Source organism: Oscillospiraceae bacterium (assembly GCA_015065085.1).
Lineage (GTDB): Bacteria > Bacillota > Clostridia > Oscillospirales > SIG627 > SIG627.
Genome location: SVQW01000001.1, coordinates 379,564 through 405,773 on the forward strand (window position 1 = coordinate 379,564; position 26,210 = coordinate 405,773).

A 26,210-nucleotide genomic window follows, 5' to 3' on the forward strand; every position below is an offset into this window, starting at 1 on the left:
GTTTTTTGGGAAACAGTCAACATATTTGGCCAAACTTGGTATATAAATGTTGATAGAGTTACCTTGTTGTATATACTATTATATACGAATTCACAGAAAAGTCAATAGGCTGAATTATAAAAAATATTGTACATTTTACAACTTTCCGGAAGGTGATGAATGATGAAACTTATACTTTCTTCGTGTGATTTCCACAATGAATTTTCCCGAAAATGTATAATAGATAACTTGGATAAAAAAATTGACAGTATTCGCATACTGTTTATCCCCAACGAACGTGCTTCAAAAAAAGCTATCAGGAGTGAAAAATATTATTTGCGATTGCAGGAATTTGGCTTTTTGCATGAAAACATATATATTTTTGATTATTATGCTCCGGAGAATTTTTACGGACTTGATATCGATGTCATATATATCAGCGGTGGCAATACTTTTCAGACCTTTGACCGAATAAAGAAACGAGGATTTGATACAGAAATAGTCAGATATGTCAAAAACGGTGTCACATACATCGGCGGAAGTGCGGGGGCACACATTGCTTCACTTAATATCGAGCATGTTTTAAAGTATGACTGCAACACTGCACAAATGAACGATTTTACAGCACTCGGGCTGTTTAGCGGAATTTTCGTTTGCCATTATACCGAGGAGCGAAGTCTGCATTATGCCGAGTTGAAAGCTCGTGGTGAATATGCTGTATACGCGCTTTCCAATGATGATTCCGTTGTAGTTATAGACGATAAGGTTGAAATGTTTGGTAATAATAAGCATGGAATGTAAGAAACATGTAAAAAAACCTCTAAATTAACATTTTGAACACATTTTTAACGATAATTGTATTTGATTTTAAGTTTTAATTGTGATATAATAATACGAAATATTTTTTCCAATGGAGGTAACCAAATGGACAAAGAAAAGCGTATTGGCGAGATAGCGGCTGCCAAGGCTAAATACGACCAAAGTATTAAGAATTCTGCCGCTAATTTGCGCCTTGCCGCACTTTTTGACGAGGGCACCTTCAAAGCAACCGGTGCATATATCAAGGCACAACCCACCGCATACGAAATCAAAGGTAATATTGATGAACTTGAAAACGTTATCACGGGTTATGGTCTTATCGATGGACGATTGGTATTTGCATACTCACAGGATTTTTCCAAGCTCAACGGAGCTTTGGGTATATCCGGCGCTGAGAAGATTTTGTCTCTTTATGAACTCGCGGCTAAAAACGGCGCACCTGTAATTTCTGTTCTTGATTCATCGGGCGCTAAAATTGAAGAGGGGACAGATGCACTTGCTGCTTACGGCAAAATTTTGAAGAAGGTCGCATCTCTCTCGGGCATTATAACTCAAATTGCAGTTATCTGCGGCCCTTGCACTGGTGCAATGGCTCTCATTGCACAATCGGCAGATTATCTTATTATTGAAAAAAATAACGGTAAACTTTATCTCACACCGCCTTCAGTTGTTAAGCATACTTGTGGAAAGGATAGCGGCAGCGCCGATGATGCACTTGTGAACGGCATTGCTGCAAAAGTATGCGACAGTGATGACGAGTGCATGAAATATGCGCGTACACTTATGTCGTATCTGCCGGCTAATAACCTTGAAGGCCCTGTTTATGATTGTGAGGTTGGAGACGATATTAACCGTACCACCGCATATATTGATTCTGTCACAGACGTTAACGGTGTTTCTGTAAATAATGTTCTTGCTGATATTGCCGATAACGGCTTATATATCGAAATAGGTGAAACGTTCGGAAAGGATATCAAATGCGGCTTTATGACTCTTGCGGGTTCAACCGTAGGTTTTGCGGCTTGTGATATTTCCGAGAATGGCGGTTTTACTTCTGTCGACGCTTGCATGAAAACAGCACGTCACATTAATTATTGCGATGCGTTTGGAATTCCTTTCCTTACAATTGTGAACTCCGAAGGCTTTGCGGAAGTTGATAATAACGCCGGTGCCGCTGCTAAACTTGCTGCCGCCTTTGCTACGGCAAGTGTGCCTTGTATTACCCTTGAATTGGGTAAAGCTTACGGCACTTTGTTTACAGCGTTGGGCTCCAAATCCATCGGTGCCGACCTTGTATTCGCTCTTGAATTTTCCGAGATAAGCGTTATGTCTCCCGAAAAAGCCGTTAATTTTGTATGGCATGACAAAATTGATGGTACAAACGATCCGGCTCTGGCTCGCAAACAACTGTGCGAAGAATGGTGCATTAAAATGGCATCTCCCATCCAGGCGGCTTACAAGGGAAACGTTGATGATATCATTTCTGCATGCGAAGTAAGAACAGCTTTGATAAGCGGTTTTGAAATGCTTTCATCCAAAAGCGATATAGCTCCCACAAAAAAGCACGCAAATCTTCCTTTGTAAGAAAGGGGAGTTATTATGTTATATCTAGCAGAAAATGCATCGGTTTTCGAAAAGCTTGGTTACGGATTTAAAATCATGCTGCTGGGCATGGGCACCGTGTTTTCGATTTTGCTTATTCTTTTTTTGGTATTGACAATTTTCAGGCTTGTTTTTGCCTCGAAACCCCAAAATAAAGCAAATAAAGTAGTTGTGAATAATAAGCCGGAAAACAAACCGTTAACGGTTGCCGTTTCGGATGCTTCACCACATGAAGACGAGAATGAACTTGTGGCTGTAATCATGGCTGCTGTTTACGCTGCCAGCGGTGCTGCTCCCGGAACTTTGCGTATGATATCGTGTAAAAAACGTCAAAAAACACCTTGGAACAGAAAATAATTTTAAGGAGAATTAGCTATGAAAAAATATAATGTTACCGTTAATGGTAAAACATACGAGGTTGAAGTTGAAGAAGTAGGCGGTTCATATACAGCGCCCGTTGCGCCTGTCGCCGCTCCCTCCGCTCCTGCAGCGACACCCGCACCTGCACCTGCTCCTGCTGCAAAGTCTGCAGCTCCTGCTTCCGGAAATCCAATCACATCTCCTATGCCCGGAACAATTCTTAAGGTTAATGTTACATCCGGTCAGAAGGTTGCAAAGGGTGATGTGCTTTGCGTACTGGAAGCAATGAAGATGGAAAATGATATAGTTGCTCCAGAGGATGGCACTGTTTCTTCTGTAAATACACAGAAGGGTGCTACTGTCAATTCCGGAGATTTACTTTTCACAATAGCGTAATTTACTAAGAAAGTGAGGATGCAGGTTTTGTAATTTATATTACCTGCCTTTAAAATGCTTCAAGCTGTAATACAATTTTTGGACAGTACAGGCGTTGCAAAGCTCCTTGCTGATACAGCCGGTTGGAAAATATTAGTTATGTATGCCATAATCGGTGTGCTCTTTTACTTGGCTGTCGTAAAGAAGTTTGAACCGCTGTTGCTGCTTCCCATTGCATTCGGTATGTTACTTGCCAATCTTCCGGGTGCAGGTCTTATACACATGGAGTTATTCATTGACCCCGGAAATCCTAAGGCGCCTCTTGACATAGTACGTATTGTTAAAGAAGGCGGTCTGATTGATTTTCTGTACCTTGGTGTAAAACTCGGTATCTACCCTCCACTTATTTTCCTTGGTGTAGGTGCAATGACCGATTTTTCACCGCTTATTGCGAATCCAAAGTCGCTGTTCTTGGGTGCAGCTGCACAGTTGGGTGTGTTTGCCGCGTTTATCGGCGCGCTTTTGTTGGGGTTTGCCCCTGAAGCCGCTGCTTCGATCGGTATTATAGGCGGTGCCGATGGACCTACTGCAATATATGTAACCAAGACATTGGCCGCTGACCTACTTGGGCCAATTGCAATTGCCGCATATTCGTATATGGCATTGATACCGTTTATTCAGCCACCGATAATGAAGTTTTTCACTACAAAGGAAGAACGTTCTATTGTTATGACACAGTTGCGACCCGTTTCGAAGCTTGAACAGGTTTTGTTTCCCATAATTGTAGCACTGGTGGTTTCACTTATTCTGCCTGATTGCGCTGCACTTGTAGGTATGCTGATGCTTGGCAACCTCCTGAAAGTGAGCGGAGTTACCGACCGTCTTTCCAATACCGCTCAAAATGAGCTCATGAATATTGTTACAATTTTGCTTGGTGTTTCGGTTGGTGCTACTGCAAATGCAGAAACTTTTCTGGACCCTCAGACTCTTTATATCATTGTTTTGGGTCTTGCTGCATTTTGTTTTTCTACTGCCGGTGGTGTTATTTTCGGCAAAATTATGTGCCATCTCACCAAAGGTAAAATCAACCCGCTTATCGGTTCTGCCGGCGTGTCTGCTGTTCCTATGGCAGCACGCGTTGCTCAAACCGTGGGACAAAAGGAAAATCCTTCCAACTTCTTGCTGATGCATGCAATGGGACCTAATGTTGCCGGTGTTATAGGGTCCGCAGTTGCGGCGGGCGTTTTCCTCGCATTATTCAAATAATCATATGAAAGGATAAGTAATTATGCCGAAAGTAAAACTTACGGAAACCGTTCTTCGTGACTCTCACCAGTCACTTATTGCGACCAGAATGTCAACCGAAGAAATGCTTCCTATACTTGATAAATTAGATAAAATTGGCTATAACGCTCTTGAATGCTGGGGCGGTGCGACATTTGATGCTTGCCTTCGCTTTCTCAATGAGGATCCTTGGGAAAGACTGCGTAAGATAAAAGCGGTCGCCAAAAATACTAAGCTTCAAATGTTGTTCAGAGGTCAGAATATTCTCGGATATCGTCATTACGCTGATGATGTTGTCGAATACTTTGTTCAGAAATCCATTGCCAACGGCATTGATATCATTCGTATATTCGATGCTCTTAACGACCCCAGAAATCTTAAGGTTGCCATTGACGCCACTAAAAAAGAGGGTGGTCATGTCCAGGCCGCTTTCAGCTATACAACAAGCCCTGTTCACAATAACGAATATTTTGCAAAATATGCAAAGCAGCTTGAAGAAATGGGTGCGGATTCAATTTGTATAAAGGATATGTCAGGTCTTTTAAAGCCCTATGACGCGTATGAATTGGTAAAGAGCCTTAAGGCAAATACCAAGCTTCCAATCGAACTTCACACACATTACACTTCCGGTCTTGCTTCCATGACCGCACTTAAAGCTATTGAAGCTGGCTGTGATATTATCGATACTGCTATTTCTCCAATGGCGATGGGTACCTCTCAGCTTCCTACCGAGTCACTTGTTGCAACTCTTGCGGGTACTGAATACGATACCGGACTTGATCTTGCGGCTCTTGATGAAATCTGTAAGTATTTCACCCCCCTCAGAGATAAATATATAAAGAGTGGACTTCTCGATCCCGCAGTTCTTAAGGTTGATGTAAATGCTCTTATGTTCCAGGTTCCCGGTGGTATGCTTTCCAATCTGGTTTCTCAGCTCAAGCAGGCGGGAAAATCTGACAAGCTCCGTGAGGTGCTTGAGGAGGTTCCGCGTGTAAGAGCAGACGCAGGTTATCCACCTCTGGTTACACCTTCCAGCCAGATTGTCGGTACACAGGCTGTTTTCAACGTTATAAATGGCGAGCGCTATAAAATGGTAACCAAAGAATTCAAAGCACTCGTCAAGGGTGAATACGGTAAAACTCCCGTTAAAATCGATGACGAATTTGTAAAGAAAATTGCAAAAGAAGAACCACTCACGACAGGTCGCCCGGCTGATGCACTCAAGCCTGAGCTCAGCAAGCTCCGCGAAGAAATCAAAGAATATATCGAGCAGGATGAGGACGTATTGTCCTACGCACTTTTTGAGCAAGTTGCGCTCAAGTTCTTTGAAAAGCGCCGCGCGGAGAAATATAAGCTTGATGCTGAAAACGGAGATATCGAAAAACAAGTTCATCCGGTTTAAAATCAATCGGGGCGCTGAAAAGTGCCCCGAATTATTTATATTTTGTTGGAGTAGGTTATGATTAAAAATATTTTATTCGACCTGGACGGAACACTTACTGACCCTAAAGTCGGTATAACCACCTGCGTTGCCTATGCCGCCGAGAAAGAAGGACTCGGTAAGCATGCTCCCGACGAATTCATTTCATTTATCGGTCCGCCACTTAAAAAAATGTTTATGTCATATTTCAATGTTGGAGATGCGGAAGGGGAGCGTTTATTGAAATTCTACAGAGAACGATTTTCCACCGTCGGTTTGTTTGAAAATAACCCATACGAAGGCATAAACGACTTGTTGGATGGATTGAAGAAATACAACCTATATGTTGCCACATCGAAGCCTGAGATTTATTCACTGCGTATCTTAGAAAAATTTGATTTGCTTAAATTTTTTAAAGCTGTATATGGCAGTTCGTTGGATGGTTCACATGTTGAAAAGGGAGAACTTATTTCCCATTTGATAAAAAAAGAAAAGCTCAAATCTGACGAATGCGTTATGGTAGGGGATAGAAAGTATGATATTATAGGTGCCAAAGATAACGGCATAACTTCTCTTGGCGTATTGTACGGATACGGGAGCCGTGAAGAGCTTGAGGCTGAGAATCCGGAATATATTGCCGAAGATATTGACGAATTAAAAAAGATATTGTATAATCTTTAAGCGATATATTACTTTTTTGAGGTATAAAATGAAAATCTTTCTTACTACCATGTCCATGGGTATAGGCGGCGCCGAAACCCATGTGTTTGAATTGTCTCTCTCACTTCTGAAACGCGGACACGATGTCACAATTGTTTCTGCCGGCGGTGATTTTATGTCCAAACTTATCGAAAAGGGCATAAAGCACATATATGCGCCAATGAATGTGCGCTCAATCAAGTCTATCATTGATTCTTATATAATTTTGCGCAATGCTGTTAAATCGGAAAGACCGGATATAATTCATGGTCATGCAAGGATACCGGCATTGGTTTCTCATTATGTTGCAAAAGAGTTCAATATACCGTTTGTGACAACAGACCACGGCAAGTTTGACACTTCTCTTATGACAACTCTTATGACCCGTTGGGGAGATAAAACTCTTACAGTCAGTGAAGATTTGAAGGAGTATCTCCTCACTAACTACAAAATTAAAGAAGAAAATGTCTATCTGACTATCAACGGTATCGATACCGACACTTTTTCTCCGTATAAACCAAAATGCGATTCGTTGCTTGAAGAGTTTGGAATACCAAAAGAATCTAAAGTTATTCTTACTGTTTCACGCCTGGACAGCACAGCTTTCCGTTGCGCCGAAGAGCTTATTGAGTGTGCAGAAAAGATTTATTCACACGACAATGATACGCGTATACTCATAATCGGAAGCGGTGATTTGTACGATGCAATCAAACTGAACGCTGACGCGGTTAATAAAAAACTGGGGATAAATTATATCATAATGCCCGGGCGGCGTACTGATATTAGCGACATTTGCACTATCGCGGATGTGTTTTGCGGTGTATCGCGTGCGGCTATGGAAGCCGCGTCAAGCGGCAAATCCATTCTTCTTGCAGGAGATGGCGCATATTTTGGTGTTTTGAATAAAGATAACCTTTCGCTTGCCGAAAGCTATAATTTTACTTGCCGAGGTATTAAAGGATTTGACAAGGATAGATTTATCAGCGATATTTTTCATGTTCTGGATGCAACCGAAGATGTAAAAAACACCTCTTCTTTTTTACGCGAATATGTTATTAATAATCTTTCTGCAAAACGTATGACAGATGATACGGAAAATGTTTATCATGCCGCAATGCGTGAAAAGGGAGATTACGACTGCGTGCTCCTCGGATATTATGGATTTGGAAATATGGGTGATGATGCATTGCTTCAGAGCGTGATTAGTAACCTCAGAGACAAACTGCCTTACCTGCGCATCGCCGTTTTATCACATAATGTAAAAAAGATGAGGCATAAGTTGTCCGCACTTAAAGTTGATGTTTATAACCGTTTTAACCCATTTTGCTTTGGAAAGGTGATTAAGAAATCTGATAATCTGATTTTTGGCGGTGGTACTTTATTACAGGATAATACCAGTACAAAATCTCTGTTATACTACTTGTTTATGATTAAGTACGCGCGTAACCATAATTCAGATGTTATTCTGTATGCCAACGGAATAGGTCCAATAAAAAAAGAGAAAAACCGCCAAAGAATCAAAAAAATATTACCGTATTTAAGCCTTATAACTGCACGTGATCGTCAAAGCTTTGATTATATCAAAGAATTGAACTGCGACGTAAATATGCATCTTACTGCCGACGAGGCACTCACAACCTCTTGTGGTGAAAAATGCGATTTGGTGCGTCCTGAAATAAGACAAAAAGGGTTTATATGTGTTTCGGTCCGTGAATGGAAAGGGATAAAAGATGCGGAGTATATCAAGTGTATCCAAGCGGTTTCTGAATTTTGCTTGAAAAAAAACTTGGCAATACTATTTGTTGTGATGGAAAGCAAAAATGATGCCGTCCTTACCGAAAAACTCAGCCGGTTTGTGAAAGTACCTGTACAGATTCTACACACCGGTGAAGAAATGAGCGGTGAACAGCTAACATCGGTAATAGCTGAGGCTAAAATGACTGTTTCGGTTCGGTTGCACAGCTTGATTTTTTCCGCGTGTGCCAACGTTCCTATGATTGGACTGGTGTATGACCCTAAAGTTTCTGCTTTTATGCGACTTGCTGAAACGCCTGAAAAGTACATTATAAGTATTGGACCGGACAGTGAAATTAAACTGACAAATGCTTTAGAAATGCTACACGATGAATTACTCGATGAGAAAGAAAGACTCGCAAAACGAATGAAAATACTGTCGGATGCTGCGAAACAGAACTCTGTTATAACTGCAGATTTTTTAAGGAAGGACAAAGATGAGAATACTGGGCATTGATTACGGCGATGTATATATGGGAATGGCCGTGTGTGACGTTAATGAATTTCTGGCAAGCGGTTTGCGAACTGCTAAGGTTAAGGGGCTCCATGATGCTGCTGAGATAATTGCTGAAACTGCAAAAGAAGAAAATGCAGAAAAAATAGTAATCGGTATGCCTTTTAATGTAGATGGCAGAAAAGGTGATAGGGTGGAGAAAACTTTACTGCTCATACAGTACTTGGGTGAAATTTGCGATATTCCTGTCGAAACAATGGATGAAAGATACACAACCGTTGAAGCTTATACCTATCTTAATGCCACCGGAGCATCAGCAAAAAAGAAAAAGGGTGTTGTAAACACCCTTTCTGCAACAATCATTCTTCAGGACTATCTGGACATGAAAAAGAATAGGGCTTAGAGAATAACATTGAGGTTAATTTTGCAAATACCGCTTATTTTACTGTCAATGGTTATAATTATTTTATAGCTTGAAATAATTGTGTGCAAATGCATTAAAAAATGAGAGAACTACTTGAATACCTAAAAAATCAATAAAAAAAGAAAAATAGGGGCTATTTTTTACAAAGAAAAATTTAAACACAGACAAAGTTGACAATACTAAAGTCGAAGTTAAAAACGGCCAATCAACATCTAAGGGTTAATGTAAGCACCAAATTTGGCATTTAAGTGAAAAATATTAGGAAAATGCAACTCAAGATATCAGCGATAAATTAAACATAAATATAATGCCAAACGAAAATAGAATTTCTCTCTAAAAACTAAAACCTAAAAACTAACTACAAGTAATAATTTAACCTTATGTAAGTAAAACAGCCATACAAAGGTCAGAAGTGTATTTAAGATAAAAAATAATGGTTGTGAATTTTAACTGAACCAGCAGAAATATAAAGTGCAGATATTTATCGTGAAAATCTTAGCTATATTGTCGGAAAACGTATGGAACCGGCTACTAATTTAAATATCTTCTCCCAATTCGGTAAAATTTCAGTTTTACCGAATTGGATATATAGAAAGCCGGTGCACCCTTTTATGAATTTAAAATTATTTAAAGATCAAATCACCCACTTCATCAAGTGAGTTAACTATTCTTATATTTGGCAATTTATTGAATTCTTCACTTGTTGTCGTTCCTGTGAGAACGCCCACGAAATCTACACCAGCTTTCTGTGCTGCAAGCGAATCAACAACGTTATCTCCTATGTACAGTACTTTATGTCTTTCTGTATTTAACTTATCAATTGCCAACAGAAGTCCTTCGGGCGATGGTTTTGATTCTTTAACATCGTCGGAACCGACTACGACATCAATTGCTTCCGTTAAACTGAATTTTTCAAAAATCGCAACAATACGTCTCCTGAATTTGGTTGTGACGATTGCTGTTTTTACGTTTTTTTGCTTAAGAAGATTAAGTAAGCGCACGGCACTGTCATACAGTGTAGCGCTATGAACCATCACTTCATCAGCTTTTTCAATAAACAACTTTGCAAACTGTGTTGACTTTTCGTCATTATCTTCTTTTGTTATAACTTTAAAGGTGTTTTTTAAAGTGAGCCCTATGGTGTTGATTATACTTTGATCGCTTTGCTTGTCGTAACCCATTTGCGAAAATGCAAAATTTGCACATTCGATTATCCCGCGAGTGGTATCACCCAATGTATAATCGAAATCAAAAATCACTGTATTATACATATCCTAAAAATCCTTTGATTTCTTTAATTTTATTCTCTGCCACTTCCCTACCCATCGAGTATGCCAAATATAGTTTTTTACTGCTATGTTCAATTCGTCCCACAGGTAATATAACCGGTGGACGAATAGCAAGAACATCACCGCTTTTTTCTCTGCACGAAACATAATTCAGTTGTTCGTTGTAAACGTTATGACGGCGCTCCATAGCTTTGATAAGTTCGGGATAATGTTTATATACATGCTTTATGAGACGTACCGATTTATCGGGACGTTTTATAAAGTTGTCAGGCTGTGTAAGTATCACTATATTTTTGTTATATCCAAGTTCCTCAAAATGCTTTAACGGTATTGGGTCTGCAATGCCTCCGTCCATAAGCTTCAATCCGTCGATTTCTACCGCGCGTGAAACCAAAGGCAGTGAAGCTGATGCGCGGTACCATTCGAGATCGTTTTGGTCCCCGTTATCACATTCTTTGTATATTGCCACGCCTTTTTCAATATCTGTTGTGACAACACAAAACTTCATAGGATTTCTTTTGTATGTGTCAATATCAAAAATATCAAGTTCATTCGGAAGCTTATTATAGCAAAAATCAGCCCCGAATAAGTTGCCCGTTGTGATAAGCGAACGAAGACTGCAATATCTGTAATCGCGACAATAATTGGTATTGTATCGGATGACGCGTCCTATTTGCTGAGATTTGAAGTTGCACCCGAAGACGGCTCCCGCAGAAACCCCGATTGCACCATCAAATTTTAGGTTATTTTCTAAAAAAACGTCCAAAACACCGGCAGTAAACATTCCGCGCATACCGCCACCCTCAAGTACCAGCCCGGTTTTCATTTTTCGTCCCCCCTTCTCAGTTCTTTCAGAACAATTATGCCTAAGGGAACGGAAATTATAAACGTAAGAATTATAGCCATCGGATTGCTTGCTTGCAACCCGAATATGCCAAGATATTTAGGTAATATGAAAATAAGAGGAATAAAGCAAAAACCTTGCTGAGCCAAGGAGAGTATAGAGCAAAACAACCCTTTTCCGATTGATTGAAACAGCATATTGCACATAACCGTCCAACCTATTACCGGAAGAGCTACACAATGAAGCCTTAAAGATACGGTGCCGATTTTTATAACTTCATTGTCGTCTCTGAAAATTGAAATGATTTGTGGAGCAAATACAAAAGCAATAGTGCCGACAATGGTGAGTATTATCGTTGTCCATTTTACGCAAAACCAAAAAGCCTCCAAAACTCTATCGTAGCGTTTGGCGCCGTAATTGAAACCGCTTATAGGCTGAGACCCCTGCCCAATACCGAGCATAATTGAAAACATGAAATGAAATACTCGTGCTACTATACCCACCGCAGCGGTTGCGGCATCCGAGAATCCGCGTGCTACAATATTCATTAATATAGTTGCACAGCAAGCTAATCCTTGCCTATAAAAAGAAGGAAGACCCGTTCGGAAAATTTCTTTATAAAGCCTTAAATCGAATTTGAAACGTCTAAAAGACACTTTGGTTAGACCGTTTTTTCCGTTTACGAGAAAAAGAAGAACAATGAAAGAAACAGCTTGGCTGGCTATAGTTGCAACGGCAGCTCCGGCAATTCCCATCCTGAAAGTGAATATTAGCAACGGATCGAGTGCAATGTTCAGCACTGCTCCTACTCCTATACCAACCATCCCCAGAAACGGGTTTCCTTGTGAACGCAGAAGGTTATTCAAAACAAATGAAGCAGCCATGTAAGGTGCGCCGATTAGAATGATTTGACCGTACAAAACAGCATATGGAGCAACACTTTCGCTGGCACCGATTATAAACACCAGTTCATCTATATAGATAAGCCCGAAAACAGTAAGAACAGCACCCGCAAAAAGTGATGTGACAAAGCCGATGGAAGCGACAGTTTGTGCAGTTTCATGATCCTTTTGCCCCAATAATCTGGAAGAATAATTCCCCGCCCCCATTCCCATACAAAAACCTATCGCCTGTATGAGAGCCATTACGGAAAACACCACTCCTATCGCAGCAGACTGTTCTGTACCTAAATTTCCCACGAAATAAGTGTCGCAAAGGTTGTAGACTGATGTTATCATCATTGTAACAAGTGTGGGAGTAGAGAGACGTCTTATAAGCGTGGGTATAGGGGTTTGGGTCATTTGAGTATGCTTTTGCATTTGCAATTCCTGAAAATTCATCTTTTTTCCTATCATCAAATTATGTTGTTACTACAATTTTATCACAAAAAAGTAAAAAAATAAATACTTTTTGTCGGTATTTTGTTAAATTAATTTGATGTGTATGATATTATCACAGCTTTTTTGGACTGAACCGGTGCAAATCCGTTATGACTTTGAAAACTTATCTGGTCTACTCCGACATGACCAAAGTACAAATCGTATACATAGTCACTCCTATTTACGCATATGAGCATTTTTTTTGAATCTTTATCGCGTAAAAAGGTAAAAACACCGTTTTTACAATCAATTATTTTAAAGCCACCATCTTTAAAAACATCTTTGTTATTTTGACGTATTTTTGACAGCAAACGAACATATGACAGCAACTCTTCGTCTTCTTTTCCCCATGGGTACGTAGTTCTGTTGAACGGATCCGAGCCACCTTGCACGCCTGCCTCATCACCATAGTAAACACAAGGTATTCCGGGCAATGTCATTATCAATACCAATCCAAGCTTCAGAAGTTCTTTCGCTTCATCTATTTGTTTGTCAGATAATCTGAACAAAGAAATCTGTCGGTTATCCATTTTTGAAATATCAACGCCTGATAATACTGTAATAATGCGTGGAGTGTCATGTGTACCAAGAAAATTCATCAAAGAATGGCTGACAAATTCAGGATAATTATACCATAATGTTCTGCATACATCTGCAAGCTCGTGAGGATTAGAGTATAGTAAAAAATTGATTACAGCTTCTCTGAGCGGATAATTCATAACACCGTCCAGTTGTTTTCCTCTGAAATACTTTCTCCGCTTATCATACGCGATTTTATTCGAAGCATCCTCCCAAACTTCGCCCCAGATAACTGCGTTGGCATCATACTCTTTAACGCTCTTCCTGAAGACTTCCAAAAAATTGTCAGAAAGCTCATCTGCCACATCCAGCCTGAAACCTTTGATACCCATATCCATATATTTTCTAACAACACCGTTTTTTCCGGAGATGAAATTAATATAGTTTTTGTTAGATGTTTTTACGGTCGGAAGTATCTTTATCCCCCACCAGCATTTATATTCATGCGGAAATTCAGTAAAGGTATACCAATCGTAATAAGGTGAATCCTTTGAGTTAAACGCCCCGAGGCTTGGATAATTGTTTTTGGCGTTAAAATAAACACTGTCAATCCCTGTATGGTTAAATACGCCGTCCAGTACTACAAATATTCCATTTTCGCGTGCTGTTTTAATTAACATTTCCAAAGCCGCATCACCACCGAAGGCCTCATCAACCTTCATGTAGTCGCCTGTATCGTATTTGTGATTTGAATATGCCTCAAAAATCGGGCACAAATATATACATGTTACACCCAGTGATTTCAAATACGGTATTTTGCTGGTTACACCCAAAAGATTTCCTCCGTAAAAGCAGTTATTCTCGACATGATCTCCCGGGAATTTTGCGTACTGCGGTATTGGAGTATTCCAATTTTCCAGATTTACTGTGCCGATTTTATAAATTCTTTTTCCACCAATACAAAAACGGTCTACCATTATCTGATATATAATTCCGCCTTTTATGAATTCCGGCGTTTCATAATCAGCAGCATAGACGGTTAACTGAAGCTTTTCTTCACCCGCAGCGTTTTCCGTCAGTAGAAAACCATTGTTTTTATATATCATATAAAGTTGTCCGTAAATTGTACCAAGCTTTATGCTTAAGAATAACAGGCCATCATTGTGTTTACAAATATCGCGTGTATTAACTCTTGCAGTGAATGTGTTGTTCTGTCTTTTTGTATTCACAATAAAAGTTTTGTCAAATTCTTCCTCAAAGAATTCTAATTCAACATTTTTACACAGCAGTCTGCTGTTCACGATTATTTTAAAAAGCAAAACATCTCCGTATTTTACAGCTCCATATACTTGCTTGCCGAGTAATTCTGAAAAAATCTGCATTTCCCCGACATTTTCAATTTCAGTGAAACTCTTATAAACCTTCATATAATCACAGGTTTAACCTTCCAAATTTTATCAGCATACTCGTTTATGCTTCGTTCAGCAGAAAAGTATCCCGCAGACGCTATATTATACAATGATTTTTTGCACCATTCCTGTGTGCATCCGTAGTCATAAAGAGCTTTTTTGTAACAGTTGATATATGACTCGAAATCTGCAAAGCACATATAAGGATCAGGCACATCACCGCTGTACAAAAAGTAATTCACAAATTCGTCACAACACACACCGTCTAGTCCTTCATGAAGTAATTCCATTATCTCCTTTAAAGCTGTGCTTCTTTTGTAATATTCGCTTGAGGCATACCCTTTGCGCCACAATTCATCCGCCTCGGCAGCGTTTAATCCAAAAATATAGCAATTTTCCTTGCCCGCTTTTTCACATATTTCTACATTCGCACCGTCAAGTGTACCTATTGTTACAGCACCGTTTATCATTAGTTTCATATTGCTTGTGCCACTGGCCTCCTTGCCCGCCAGTGAAATCTGTTCACTTAATTCTGCGGCAGGTATCAATACTTCAGCAATACTTACATTATAATCCTCGACAAAAACTACCTTAAGCTTTTCGTTAATTCTTTTATCTTTTTCTATATGGCGCGCAATAAGGTGAATAAGCTTTATAATTCTCTTAGCCATATAATAGTTATTTGCGGCTTTGGCACCGAAAATATAGGTCTGCGGTGGCAAAGCCAAATCTGGATTTTTAATTAATTCATTATAAAGATACATGATTTTCAGGGCATTTAAAAGTTGGCGCTTATATTCATGCATCCTTTTTATTTGCACGTCAAAAAAGGAGTGCGGATTGATTTTCACACCGGTTTTTTCATATATCATGTTAGAAAACTTAATTTTGTTATTCAGCTTTATTTCGTGGAGCTTAGATAGTATATTTTTGTCATTTGCATAGTTTCCGAATTCATAAAGTAAGTGTGGTGAATTGCGATAACCATCTCCAATGCAACAATCCAGTAATTTGCATAATTCTTCATTGTTATAGCACAGCCACCTGCGGTGCGAAATACCATTTGTGATGTTGGTAAATTTTTGAGGTGTATGCTTGTAAAAATCATGAAAAATAGATTTTTTTAATATATCTGAATGTAATTTGGAAACACCATTAACGCAATATGAACCCACAACGCTTAAATTCGCCATTCTCACTTTGTCGCAGGCAAGTACTGACATGTTGGATATTCTGTCCCAGTCGCCCGGATAGCTTTTCCAAAGCTCTTCACAAAACCTTTTATTTAATTCCTGAACAATCATGTGAATTCTGGGTAGTTTTAACTTGAATAAAGCTTCATCCCAGCATTCAAGAGCTTCGGGAAGAACTGTGTGATTAGTGTACGATACTGTTCTTTTCACAATGTTCCATGCATCATCCCAGCCGTAGGAATAGGTGTCTATGAAAATTCTCATAAGCTCGGGAATTACAAGCGCAGGGTGAGTATCATTTATATGAATCGCGTTCTTTTCTTCAAATCCTGTTAAAGTTCCGTATTTTCTGAGGTGGTCTGTTATAATGCTTTGGAGAGAAGCACTTACTAAAAAATATTGCTGTGTAAGGCGTAACAGTTTTCCTTCGCTATGATTGTCTGAAGGGTATAAAACTTTTGAAATTATTTCTGCATTTGTGCTCTCCTCCATCGCTTTTACATATTCACCCTGTGAAAACAAGTGCATATTGAACTTGCTGGTATTTTGAGCTTTCCACAATCTCAGATTGTTTACTGTATTTGTTTGAGCGCCCGAAATCAAAAGGTCATACGGCATTGCTTGTATTTCCTCATAATTTTCATGGATAATTTCACATTTTCCGTCTTTAGACCAGTTTTCCCTGATTTTTCCGCCGAACTTTACGGTATATGCCCTATCGCTCCGCGGCACGAGCCATACCTCTCCGCCGGGCAGCCATATATCCGGCAGTTCAATTTGCTCACCGTCAACTATTTTCTGTCTGAACAATCCATATTCGTAGCAAATTGAAAATGCGGTTGCAGGATAATTTTGGCTTGCCAGTGCATCCATATAGCACGCCGCAAGCCTTCCCAATCCACCGTTGCCTAACCCCGGGTCGCGTTCACAATCGAATACTTTTTGAATCTCAAAGCCGTAGTCGGTTGCAGCTTGTAAAAAGTCATCGTATAAACCGAGGTTCATAAGATTGTTTTTGAGCTGTCTTCCGACCAAAAATTCCATGCACAGGTAGTAGACTTTCTTTGCAGAACAGTTTTTTACTGCTTTTTGGTACTCCGCACGTTGTGCGGTAAGTTTTTCCTTTATAACAAGAGCTGTCGCTTTATAAAACTGATCCTCGGTAGCCTCACAAGGCTGAACATTAAAATATCTCAGCAATTTGTTCTCAATGTTGATTTTAAAATCTGTTCTGGTTGCTTCCATATCATTTCCTTCGATCACAAAGATTTTCATAGATTTCGATATATTTACCCGCCGAGTTTTCCCATGAAAAATCGGATGTCATTGCATTATATATCAGCGCGTTCCAGTGCTTTTTCGATTTATACAATTCAAGCGTACATTTTACCGATTCAAGCATTTCGTGTGCATTATAGGAGCTAAAAGTGATACCATTCCCCTTGAAAGTTTCAGTATCATATGGCACAATGGTGTCATATAGACCACCTGTTCGCCTTACAACGGGAATGGTTCCGTAACGTGCGGCTATCATTTGACTTAGTCCGCACGGCTCTACTCTTGACGGCATAAGAAAAATATCAGCACCTGCATAAATCTTTTTGGAAAGCTTTTTGTCAAACTCAAGTACAACCCCTACCCTATCGGGATAACGGAAAGATAACTCATGAAAATAGTTTTCAAGCTCGCTGTCTCCTTTACCGAGTAAAACAAACTGTATATCCAATTCCATCAGTTCATTCGCAACACACTTTACAAGGTCAAACCCTTTATGCTCCGCAAGGCGGGATATCATCGCTATAATAGGTGTCCTGATTGATCGCTTTAGTTTGAGCTCCGACTGGAGCTTACTTTTGCATTTCTTTTTACCGCTTAAATCTTCATGCGAATATTTACATGGAATATCATTATCGTACAAGGGATTATAGTGTAATGTATCAATTCCGTTAACTATTCCGCGGAGTTTATTTTTTTCACTGCGAATTATATGGTGCAAGCCTGCGGAATAATATTCATTTTCTATTTCTTCTGCGTATTTTGGGCTTACGGTAGTCAAAACATCACAGCATGCTATTGCTCCTTTAAGCAAGTTGATTTTTCCATCATATTCAATTATCTGCAAGTTTTTTTCTTCAATATCGAATACATCGTTTGATATATTTCTATCATATATTCCCTGATATTCTATATTGTGAATTGTGAATACTGTTTTGACACTGTTCAATTCGCTATGGCATAATCTGAGATACACAATAGTTAAAGCTGTGTGCCAGTCATTTGCATGAAGAATATCCGGCACAAATTTTAAATGATGGATACCAATTGTGACAGCGCGGCAAAAGAAAGCATATCTTTCTGCGTCATCAAAACTTCCGTAAATCATTTCTCTTTCGAAATAGTATTTATTGTCCACAAAGTAATAAATCACGCCGTTATACTCACAAGAATAAATACCGCAATACAAGTTGCGCCAAGAAAGCTTGACGTTGAATTCACATTCAAATTTCAAAATTTCACGGTATTTCTTTTCAATTGCTGAGTGCAATGGAAGAATTACTCTCACATCCACATCACCGCAAGAGTTTATAGACTGTGGCAGTGAACTTGCAACATCTCCAAGTCCTCCGCTGGCGATAAACGGCGATGCTTCCGCGGTGACGTATAAAACTTTCTTCACAGCATTTTTCCTTTCTCAACGTAATAAGGCTTCAAATTATGCCCCGATAGCATAACTGCATCACGAAGTATGGTGTTTTTATCCGAAATAACACAATTTAAAAACACATTTTGACCTATGAAAGTATCTTGAAAAAGTATCGAGTTCTTAATAATAGAATCTCTTCCCACTGTCACTCCTCGGAAAAGAACAGAGTTTTCAATGATACCTTCAATGGTGCACCCGTCTGCTATCATAGAATTTTTAACAACGGCATTTTTACCATAACGCGTTGGCGCAGAGTTACGGACTTTTGTGAGGATTGGACGTCCTGCTATATTAAACACCTTTTCTCTTGTTTCTTTTTTTAGTATCTCCATATTAAGATAAAAATAATCCGCAAGCGAAGTGACATTAGCATAATAATCATCAAATCTGTATGTCATAAATTTGTTTCGGCCGATATTCTTCGAGATAATATCTACCATAAAGCTTTTGTAATTGTGTGCTTCTGAATCGTGGATGACAGCAGAAAGATACTTTTTTCCGATGACCCAAATATTGATATTAACATCATGTTCACCGCGGTAATCTGAAGGATTAACGGCAACATCCGTAATGACACCACTTTCATCCGATCGCACAACCGTGCACTTCGCAGCAATTTCGCGTGTTAGTTTCATACGCTTTACTGCAATAGTAATATCAGCTTTAGAATCAATGTGACGGTCAATCATTTTTTTTAGGTCTATGTTGCATATTGCATCACAATCACTGAGTACGATGTATTCTTCCTGCATAAGGCTGATTGAATGTTTGGCATTTTTCAAAGCTTCAAGCCTTGAATTATACAATGTATTGGTTCCGCTTGCATAAGCCGTAATAAACGGTGGCAAAACTCGTATACCTCCGGAACGTCGCGCAAGATCCCAATCTTTACCGGAACCGACATGATCCATGAGAGAATGATAGTTATAGTGCGTGATGATGCTTATATTTTGTATACCGGAATTTACCATATTTGACAGTGCAAAGTCTACCAGACGGTATCTGCACCCGAAAGGAACTGAAGCTATGGTTCGAAGATGCGTCAGCTCCGAAATATTTTTATCGTGCAAATTTGAAAATATAATACCGGCTACTGACATATTTCTCTCTCCTTACCCATTCCATTACTCACCATTTTTCCGCCGTTGATTACAGTATTCGCTGCTATTTTCATTGAAGCACCTATTACAGATATGCTATCTTTTCCCCCGTTTTTACAGCCTATCTTAGCATAACAGCCAATTTCTGTATCGCTGTCAATAATTGAATAATCAACAGTGCAGCCGGATTTAATCTTGCATCCGCTCATTATCACGGAATTCCGCACAACTGCATCTTTTTCAATGCAAACTCCACTGGAAATAACAGAGTTTTCCACCATTCCGTCTATTTCACATCCCTCGGTTATCAGTGAATTTTTTATCGAAGCGTTATCACCTATAAACTGAGCTGCCATCGCGTAGGTTCTGCTGTAAATGCGCCAGGTTTTGTCGTGAATATTAAACTCCGGATTCACACCTATAATGTCCATGTTTGCTTCCCAGAGACTTTCCAGAGTACCTACATCCTTCCAATAACCTTCGAACTTATATGCATAGAGTTTTGCATTATTTTTCAACATGTTCGGTATAACATTTTTTCCAAAGTCGTTTGATGATTCGGAGTCTTTTTCGTCCTGCTCTAAAAAATCCTCAAGCGTTTTTCGGTTAAAAATATAAATGCCCATAGATGCTTTGTTACTACTTGGCAATTTTGGTTTTTCTTCGAATTCTGTTATTCTGCCATCCTCTGCGGTATTGACAATACCAAACCTGTAAGCTTGATTTAATGGCACCTCTATGACTGCGATTGTGCAATCAGCGCCTTTTGACTTGTGGAAATCCAGCATTTTACTGTAGTCCATTTTATAAATATGATCCCCGGAAAGTATTATTACATATTCGGGCGAATACCTGTTTATAAAGTTAAGATTCTGATAAATGGCGTTGGCAGTACCCTTGTACCAATCTGCGGAATTTTTCGCTTGATATGGAGGCAAAACCATTACGCCGCCAAAAGTTCTGTCCAAATCCCATGGTTGACCGTTTCCGATATATTCGTTTAGAACAAGCGGCTGATACTGTGTAAGAACCCCAACCGTATCAATGTTTGAGTTAATGCAGTTAGAGAGAGTAAAATCTATTATCCTGTATTTCCCGCCGAAAGTAACTGCAGGCTTAGCAGTGCTTTCCGTTAATGCGTAAAGTCTGCTTCCCTGCCCGCCTGCCAGAAGCATCGCCAGACATTCTTTTCGTTTGTACATTACGCCGACTCCTTTCTACAACTCTGCCATTGGTTTAAAAATTATGCCGCATAGCGCAGGCAGATTGACGCAAATCCTTCCGTTTACGGCACACAATGCTCCTTGATTTGCGACACCGCTTCCACCATATTTCACGCCATCGCTGTTTAAAAGCTCGGTATATGCCTTGTGAGAAACAGGTATTTCAAAATTACTGCGCTCAACACCGGAAAAATTAATTGCGACCAGAAGTTCTCCTGAAGCTGATAACCGTGAATAAACAATTAAATTTTCATTTTTCAAATCAGAAAAAATCCATTTAAATCCGTCCCAAGAGCAATCGTTTTCCCAAAGCGGAGCATTGTTTAAGTAAAGATGATTTATATCAGCATTGAAGTATTGTAGCTTTTTATGCATCGAAAAATCAGTCATGAACCATTCAAGCTCCTTGCTGTTATCCCATTCGCTGAACTGCCCGTACTCACATCCCATGAATGCCGTTTTTTTACCCGGATGTGTCATATAAAAAACCATAAAAGCACGAAGGTTGGCAAATTTTTGTTCATAGCTTCCATGCATTTTATTTAACAGTGATTTTTTGCCATGAACCACTTCATCGTGTGAAAGAGGCAAAATATATTTTTCATTAAAGGCATACATCATGGAAAAAGTGATTTTTTCATGAATATATTGTCGGTATACAGGATCAGATGACATGTACTCAAACATATCGTTGGCAAAGCCCATATCCCATTTAAAGTCAAATCCAATGCCACCCTGCGAAACCGGTTTAGTAATCATATGCCAGTCTCCGGATTCCTCAGCAATCATCAGAGCGTGTGGAAACTCTTTCGTAATAACCGAATTAAGCTTTTTGAAGAAAGCTATGCCTTCAAGGCTTTGATTACCTCCGTAAATATTAGGATTCCACTCCCCCGGCATTCTGTCGTAATCCAGATACAGCATTGATGCAACTGCATCAACTCTTAAGCCGTCTGCATGATACTCACCAAGCCAGAACAGTGCATTTGAAATTAGAAACGATTGCACCTCACAACGGGCAATATCAAATTTTCGCGTTCCCCAACCGGCGTGCTCCATACGGTCTGCGCCTTTGAACTCGTACAGCTTATCTCCATCAAATTCAAATAGTCCATGCTCATCCTTTGGAAAATGAGCAGGTACCCAATCAAGTATTACTCCTATGCCATTACAGTGTAGTGCGTCTATAAAATATTTAAAATCATCAGGTGTACCATAACGAGAAGTGGGAGCATAATATCCGCATATCTGGTACCCCCATGAAGCGTCAAGCGGGTGCTCCATAACCGGCATAACTTCAACGTGTGTGTACCCCATTTGAACAACATATGGTATCAATTCGTCAACAATACGACGGTAGTTTAAATTTTCATCGTTATTTTTAAGCCACGAATTGAGATTTATTTCATAAATGTTTATTGGGGAATTATATATGTCGTTCTTTTTCGATTTACTGCGTAAAGCTAACCACTTTTCGTCATTCCATTTATAATGGCTTACCGTGTATACGATTGATGCGTTTTTGTCACGTGTCTGAGAAAAACGTGCATACGGATCTGACTTATAATGCTTTCCAGAAGTAGATTTTACAAGGAATTTATAAAGCTGACCCTCTAAAGTTTTACTTTGCACACAACATTCCCATATACCTTGGTCTGTAATTTTATTCATAGCTATACCACTATGCCAATTACAAAAATTTCCGACTACATGTACGCTTTCAGCATTTGGTGCGAAAACACGAAAAACATACACATCTTTTTCGGTTTTGTGGACACCAAGATACTTGTACGAGTAGTAATTTGTTCCCTGATGGAAAAGATAAGCGGCATATCCATCCATATTAAACACCTCAAAACAGTATTATATTTCTATTATATCACCCATAGATTAGAAAAATGCTAGAAAATTGTAGGAAAAATCGTCAAAAAAACGAAAATGCATTTTAAAGCATTTCCGTTTTTCACGTATTAAATCCCCTATGGTTTCCAATAAAAACAGCGGTACAGCAATTTTGCTGTACCGCTTGAAACTGATTTTTGAGTTATGGGAGCGCAATACTGTATTAATACATACCGCCCATGCCACCCATACCGGGAGCGCCAGCTGCCGGAGCAGCGGGAGTCTCTTCTTTCTTGTCGGTTACAAGGCTCTCGGTAGTAAGAACCATGGAAGCGATAGAAGAAGCATTTACAAGTGCACTGCGTGTAACCTTTGCAGGGTCAACAACGCCTGCTTCAATCATGTCGCAGTATGTTTCGTTGTAAGCATCAAAGCCGTAACCGATTTTGCCGGAGTTCATGATTTTATCTACAATGACAGAACCTTCGAAACCTGCATTTTCAGCAATCTGTCGAGCAGGATCTTCGAGAGCGCGGAGAACGATCTTAACGCCTGTTTTTTCATCTCCGTCAACAGTATCGAGGAGTTTCTTTACAGCGGGTATTACGTTGAGGATTGCAACACCGCCGCCGGGTACGATACCTTCTTCAACTGCTGCACGAGTAGCATTGAGAGCATCTTCGATTCTGAGTTTCTTTTCCTTCATTTCGGTTTCGGTAGCGGCACCGACTTTGAGAACTGCAACACCGCCGGAAAGCTTAGCAAGTCTTTCCTGGAGTTTTTCACGGTCAAAATCGGAAGTAGTGATTTCGATTGCCGCACGAATCTGTGCAATTCTTGCCTTAATATTCTCGGAGTCACCCGCACCTCCTACGATGGTGGTGTTCTCCTTGTCAACCTTAATCTGTCTTGCACGACCGAGCTGTTCAACGGTGGTATCCTTGAGTTCGAGACCGAGTTCTTCCGAAATAACCTCACCGCCGGTAAGAATCGCAATATCCTTAAGCATTTCTTTTCTTCTGTCACCAAAGCCGGGAGCTTTAACAGCTACGCAGGTAAAGGTACCGCGAAGTTTGTTAACAATGAGAGTGGAAAGTGCTTCACCTTCAATGTCTTCAGCGATTATGAGAAGTTTTTTGCCACTCTGAACAATCTGCTCAAGCAGAGGGAGAATTTCCTGGATGTTAGTAATTTTCTTCTCGGTTATAAGAACGAGAGCATCATCAAGAACAGCCTCCATCTTATCAGTATCGGTAACCATGTAAGGAGAGCAGTAACCTCTGTCAAACTGCATACCTTCAACTACTTCGCAGTAGGTATCGGCAGACTTGGATTCCTCAACGGTGATAACACCGTCAGAAGTAACCTTTTCCATAGCATCTGCAATGAGCTTACCGATAACTTCGTCTCCGGAAGAAACAGTGCCAACACGAACAATATCAGCGCTTCCGCTTACGTTCTTAGCATTTGCTTTCAGTGCTTCAACAGCAGTGTCGACAGCTAACTTTATACCCTTTCTGATTATCATGGGGTTTGCACCGGCGGTAACATTCTTCATACCCTCGCGTATAAATGCCTGAGCAAGAATGGTAGCAGTGGTAGTACCGTCGCCTGCCGCATCGTTTGTCTTGGTTGCAACTTCTTTTACAAGCTGTGCACCCATGTTTTCAAATGCGTCGTCGAGCTCGATTTCTTTAGCAATGGTAACACCGTCATTGGTTATAAGGGGTGCACCGTACTTCTTATCAAGTACAACGTTTCTTCCTTTGGGACCAAGCGTGATTTTAACGGTGTCAGCAACCTGATTAACACCGGACATAAGTTTATTTCTGGCATCTATGCCATAAAGAATTTCCTTTGCCATTATGAATTACCTCCTGAAAATAATTATTCAACAATTGCGAGAATATCGCTCTGTTTGATTATAATGTAATCCTGACCCTCGAATTTGATTTCGGTTCCGGAATACTTGCTGGTTATTACCTTCTGACCGGGTTTTACAGTCATAATAATTTCCTTTCCGTCGATAACACCGCCGGGACCTACTGCAACTATTTCTGCAACAGAGGGCTTTTCTTTTGCGGTACCGGTAAGAATAATACCGCTCTTGGTGGTTTCTTCGGCTTCAACCATCTTGATTATTACTTTGTCGGTAAGGGGCTTTAACATTTTTGTTTCCTCCCATATAAAAATAAAATTTTAAGCTTTACTTGTTAGCACTCTTAATGCGAGAGTGCTAAGCGATGGTAATATTTTAGCACCATTTACAAAAAAATCAATACCTTTTAAGCAATATTCACATTTATTTAACACAATATAACACACAGCGTAATATTTGGTAAAAAGCAGAAAACATGAAAACCCGCTGTATTTTTTCACATTTTGTAAATTAACATACTGCCATACCGATGTTATAATGCATCTTTTTTAACATATAATGTTTTTTTCATACTTTTTTTATCACGAATCAGCACTTGTGAACAAATAAATTCAAAAAATATTGTCTCATTTGCACACAAATGAGCTATTGACAATTTCGAAGCCATAAAGTATAATTTTAGTGTATTTATTTTATAATTTAGGAGTGATTTTATGACTAAATCTCATGTCTTGTTCGGTATTGATATGGAAACCGATGTTGGAAGTTTCACCCCATTCTACAACTACACCAAGTCAGGTACTCAAAAGATATTAGATATTTTTAAAAAGCATGATGTCAAAGCAACTTTTTTCTTCACGGGTGAATGTGCCAAGGAAAATCCCGAAGTTGTAAAGATGGTGCAAAGCGCCGGTCACGAGGTTGGAGTTCATTCGTTATACCACGAAACTGTAGGCGATGAGCTGTTTCCTATTCCCGGAGTGAAGCCGCTTCTTCCGGAGGAGGTTCCGCTCAGAGTAAAAAGAGCTGTCGAGTGTGTTGAATCGGTTTCCGGTCAGAAAGCAACATCGTGGCGTTGTCCCAGACTCTGGGGGTCCACTCATGTGTGTAACGCTTTGGAGGGTTTAGGCTTCAAAGTAGATGCATCCTACCCTATGTACTTCTATCGCGAAAGATTTGCTCCATATCATCCATCCAAAGATGATTGGACAAAAGAAGGTGATCTCAAGCTTCTTGAAATTCCCAACTTTGCCGATATGACAATGGAATCCAAGGATCCCGGTCTTGAAAGAGACCGCGACCAGTGGCCTTTGTTCAGAACTGAAGGCGCGGACTATATGATGGAGCGTATAACAAAATACGAGGAATTTGCGAAGGATAAAGGCATCGTTCCCGTTCTGTGCTTCTATATTCATCCTTGGGAATTTGAAGAGTGTAAGACACAGTATTTTTATGGTGAAGGCGGCATATTTGTTGATGAATTTATCGTAAAGAATACCGGTAGCAAAGCAGAACAAGAGCTTGATAAGCTTGTAAAAATGCTTAAAGAGCACGGTTCGGAGTTTCATCGTATGAATGATTTCGCCGACAAATGGGAAGAAATCAATAAATAAATTTAA

Annotated in this window: 21 protein-coding genes; 10 read left to right on the top strand and 11 right to left on the bottom strand. The window is 39.7% G+C overall.

Features of this window, described 5'->3' with window-relative positions:
• Positions 1-159: 159 nt before the first annotated feature.
• The 9 genes from E7588_01730 to ruvX all read left to right on the top strand — a co-directional run bounded on the left by E7588_01730 (position 160) and on the right by ruvX (position 9,189).
• Entirely contained in the window at positions 160-780 is a 621-nt protein-coding gene (locus tag E7588_01730; protein MBE6687978.1) for a hypothetical protein, read from the top strand.
• Between the two features lie 123 nt (positions 781-903).
• Positions 904-2,382, top strand: coding sequence for a hypothetical protein (locus E7588_01735; GenBank protein ID MBE6687979.1), 1,479 nt, complete (start codon positions 904-906; stop codon positions 2,380-2,382).
• A 15-nt stretch (positions 2,383-2,397) separates the two neighbouring features.
• The gene (locus E7588_01740; protein ID MBE6687980.1) at positions 2,398-2,757 is read left to right on the top strand and encodes a hypothetical protein; all 360 of its coding nucleotides are present in this window, start codon (positions 2,398-2,400) and stop codon (positions 2,755-2,757) included.
• 18 nt (positions 2,758-2,775) lie between these two features.
• Positions 2,776-3,156: a biotin/lipoyl-binding protein gene (locus tag E7588_01745; GenBank protein ID MBE6687981.1), complete on the top strand. Its 381-nt coding sequence runs from the start codon at positions 2,776-2,778 to the stop codon at positions 3,154-3,156.
• 54 nt (positions 3,157-3,210) lie between these two features.
• A complete protein-coding gene (locus E7588_01750; protein MBE6687982.1) occupies positions 3,211-4,401 on the top strand; it encodes a sodium ion-translocating decarboxylase subunit beta in 1,191 nt (396 codons plus the stop codon).
• Between the two features lie 22 nt (positions 4,402-4,423).
• A complete protein-coding gene (locus E7588_01755) occupies positions 4,424-5,821 on the top strand; it encodes an oxaloacetate decarboxylase subunit alpha (GenBank protein MBE6687983.1) in 1,398 nt (465 codons plus the stop codon).
• A 57-nt stretch (positions 5,822-5,878) separates the two neighbouring features.
• Positions 5,879-6,520 carry an HAD family hydrolase gene (locus tag E7588_01760; GenBank protein ID MBE6687984.1) on the top strand — a complete coding sequence of 214 codons (642 nt, stop codon included), beginning with the start codon at positions 5,879-5,881 and terminating at the stop codon, positions 6,518-6,520.
• A 28-nt stretch (positions 6,521-6,548) separates the two neighbouring features.
• Entirely contained in the window at positions 6,549-8,789 is a 2,241-nt protein-coding gene (gene csaB / locus E7588_01765; GenBank protein MBE6687985.1) for a polysaccharide pyruvyl transferase CsaB, read from the top strand.
• Positions 8,770-9,189, top strand: a complete 420-nt coding sequence (gene ruvX, locus E7588_01770) for a Holliday junction resolvase RuvX (protein ID MBE6687986.1) — start codon at positions 8,770-8,772, stop codon at positions 9,187-9,189. The genes csaB and ruvX overlap by 20 nt, the downstream gene beginning before the upstream one ends.
• A gap of 644 nt (positions 9,190-9,833) precedes the next feature.
• Here ruvX and E7588_01775 read toward each other — a convergent pair.
• The 11 genes from E7588_01775 to E7588_01825 form a co-directional block, all read right to left on the bottom strand.
• On the bottom strand, positions 9,834-10,481 hold the full coding sequence (locus E7588_01775) for an HAD family hydrolase (protein ID MBE6687987.1): 648 nt from the start codon (positions 10,479-10,481) through the stop codon (positions 9,834-9,836).
• Positions 10,474-11,325, bottom strand: coding sequence for a patatin family protein (locus E7588_01780; GenBank protein MBE6687988.1), 852 nt, complete (start codon positions 11,323-11,325; stop codon positions 10,474-10,476). Before E7588_01780 ends, E7588_01775 begins: the two co-directional genes overlap by 8 nt.
• Positions 11,322-12,683, bottom strand: coding sequence for an MATE family efflux transporter (locus E7588_01785; GenBank protein ID MBE6687989.1), 1,362 nt, complete (start codon positions 12,681-12,683; stop codon positions 11,322-11,324). Before E7588_01785 ends, E7588_01780 begins: the two co-directional genes overlap by 4 nt.
• An 89-nt stretch (positions 12,684-12,772) precedes the next feature.
• Positions 12,773-14,668, bottom strand: coding sequence for a glycoside hydrolase family 13 protein (locus tag E7588_01790; protein ID MBE6687990.1), 1,896 nt, complete (start codon positions 14,666-14,668; stop codon positions 12,773-12,775).
• Positions 14,665-17,088: a glycogen/starch/alpha-glucan phosphorylase gene (locus tag E7588_01795; protein MBE6687991.1), complete on the bottom strand. Its 2,424-nt coding sequence runs from the start codon at positions 17,086-17,088 to the stop codon at positions 14,665-14,667. The genes E7588_01790 and E7588_01795 overlap by 4 nt, the downstream gene beginning before the upstream one ends.
• Before the next feature lies 1 nt (position 17,089).
• Positions 17,090-18,520, bottom strand: a complete 1,431-nt coding sequence (locus E7588_01800; GenBank protein ID MBE6687992.1) for a glycogen synthase — start codon at positions 18,518-18,520, stop codon at positions 17,090-17,092.
• Positions 18,517-19,647, bottom strand: coding sequence for a glucose-1-phosphate adenylyltransferase subunit GlgD (gene glgD, locus E7588_01805; protein MBE6687993.1), 1,131 nt, complete (start codon positions 19,645-19,647; stop codon positions 18,517-18,519). The genes E7588_01800 and glgD overlap by 4 nt, the downstream gene beginning before the upstream one ends.
• The gene (locus tag E7588_01810) at positions 19,638-20,849 is read right to left on the bottom strand and encodes a glucose-1-phosphate adenylyltransferase (GenBank protein MBE6687994.1); all 1,212 of its coding nucleotides are present in this window, start codon (positions 20,847-20,849) and stop codon (positions 19,638-19,640) included. The genes glgD and E7588_01810 overlap by 10 nt, the downstream gene beginning before the upstream one ends.
• Before the next feature lie 15 nt (positions 20,850-20,864).
• Complete coding sequence (gene glgB, locus E7588_01815) at positions 20,865-22,712, bottom strand: 1,4-alpha-glucan branching protein GlgB (GenBank protein ID MBE6687995.1); 1,848 nt, start codon at positions 22,710-22,712, stop codon at positions 20,865-20,867.
• 223 nt (positions 22,713-22,935) lie between these two features.
• Positions 22,936-24,576 carry a chaperonin GroEL gene (gene groL / locus E7588_01820; GenBank protein MBE6687996.1) on the bottom strand — a complete coding sequence of 547 codons (1,641 nt, stop codon included), beginning with the start codon at positions 24,574-24,576 and terminating at the stop codon, positions 22,936-22,938.
• 23 nt (positions 24,577-24,599) lie between these two features.
• Positions 24,600-24,881 carry a co-chaperone GroES gene (locus tag E7588_01825; GenBank protein MBE6687997.1) on the bottom strand — a complete coding sequence of 94 codons (282 nt, stop codon included), beginning with the start codon at positions 24,879-24,881 and terminating at the stop codon, positions 24,600-24,602.
• Between the two features lie 423 nt (positions 24,882-25,304).
• Between E7588_01825 and E7588_01830 the strand changes: the two genes are divergently transcribed.
• On the top strand, positions 25,305-26,204 hold the full coding sequence (locus E7588_01830; protein ID MBE6687998.1) for a hypothetical protein: 900 nt from the start codon (positions 25,305-25,307) through the stop codon (positions 26,202-26,204).
• Positions 26,205-26,210 lie beyond the last annotated feature (6 nt).

Bases quoted from the DNA above. Each gene is read 5' to 3' on its own strand.
- E7588_01730 (MBE6687978.1), top strand. From the start codon at position 160: ATGATGAAACTTATACTTTCTTCGTGTGATTTCCACAATGAATTTTCC.
- E7588_01735 (MBE6687979.1), top strand. From the start codon at position 904: ATGGACAAAGAAAAGCGTATTGGCGAGATAGCGGCTGCCAAGGCTAAA.
- E7588_01740 (MBE6687980.1), top strand. From the start codon at position 2,398: ATGTTATATCTAGCAGAAAATGCATCGGTTTTCGAAAAGCTTGGTTAC.
- E7588_01745 (MBE6687981.1), top strand. From the start codon at position 2,776: ATGAAAAAATATAATGTTACCGTTAATGGTAAAACATACGAGGTTGAA.
- E7588_01750 (MBE6687982.1), top strand. From the start codon at position 3,211: ATGCTTCAAGCTGTAATACAATTTTTGGACAGTACAGGCGTTGCAAAG.
- E7588_01755 (MBE6687983.1), top strand. From the start codon at position 4,424: ATGCCGAAAGTAAAACTTACGGAAACCGTTCTTCGTGACTCTCACCAG.
- E7588_01760 (MBE6687984.1), top strand. From the start codon at position 5,879: ATGATTAAAAATATTTTATTCGACCTGGACGGAACACTTACTGACCCT.
- csaB (MBE6687985.1), top strand. From the start codon at position 6,549: ATGAAAATCTTTCTTACTACCATGTCCATGGGTATAGGCGGCGCCGAA.
- ruvX (MBE6687986.1), top strand. From the start codon at position 8,770: ATGAGAATACTGGGCATTGATTACGGCGATGTATATATGGGAATGGCC.
- E7588_01775 (MBE6687987.1), bottom strand. From the start codon at position 10,481: ATGTATAATACAGTGATTTTTGATTTCGATTATACATTGGGTGATACC.
- E7588_01780 (MBE6687988.1), bottom strand. From the start codon at position 11,325: ATGAAAACCGGGCTGGTACTTGAGGGTGGCGGTATGCGCGGAATGTTT.
- E7588_01785 (MBE6687989.1), bottom strand. From the start codon at position 12,683: ATGAATTTTCAGGAATTGCAAATGCAAAAGCATACTCAAATGACCCAA.
- E7588_01790 (MBE6687990.1), bottom strand. From the start codon at position 14,668: ATGAAGGTTTATAAGAGTTTCACTGAAATTGAAAATGTCGGGGAAATG.
- E7588_01795 (MBE6687991.1), bottom strand. From the start codon at position 17,088: ATGGAAGCAACCAGAACAGATTTTAAAATCAACATTGAGAACAAATTG.
- glgD (MBE6687993.1), bottom strand. From the start codon at position 19,647: ATGTCAGTAGCCGGTATTATATTTTCAAATTTGCACGATAAAAATATT.
- E7588_01810 (MBE6687994.1), bottom strand. From the start codon at position 20,849: ATGTACAAACGAAAAGAATGTCTGGCGATGCTTCTGGCAGGCGGGCAG.
- glgB (MBE6687995.1), bottom strand. From the start codon at position 22,712: ATGGATGGATATGCCGCTTATCTTTTCCATCAGGGAACAAATTACTAC.
- groL (MBE6687996.1), bottom strand. From the start codon at position 24,576: ATGGCAAAGGAAATTCTTTATGGCATAGATGCCAGAAATAAACTTATG.
- E7588_01825 (MBE6687997.1), bottom strand. From the start codon at position 24,881: ATGTTAAAGCCCCTTACCGACAAAGTAATAATCAAGATGGTTGAAGCC.
- E7588_01830 (MBE6687998.1), top strand. From the start codon at position 25,305: ATGACTAAATCTCATGTCTTGTTCGGTATTGATATGGAAACCGATGTT.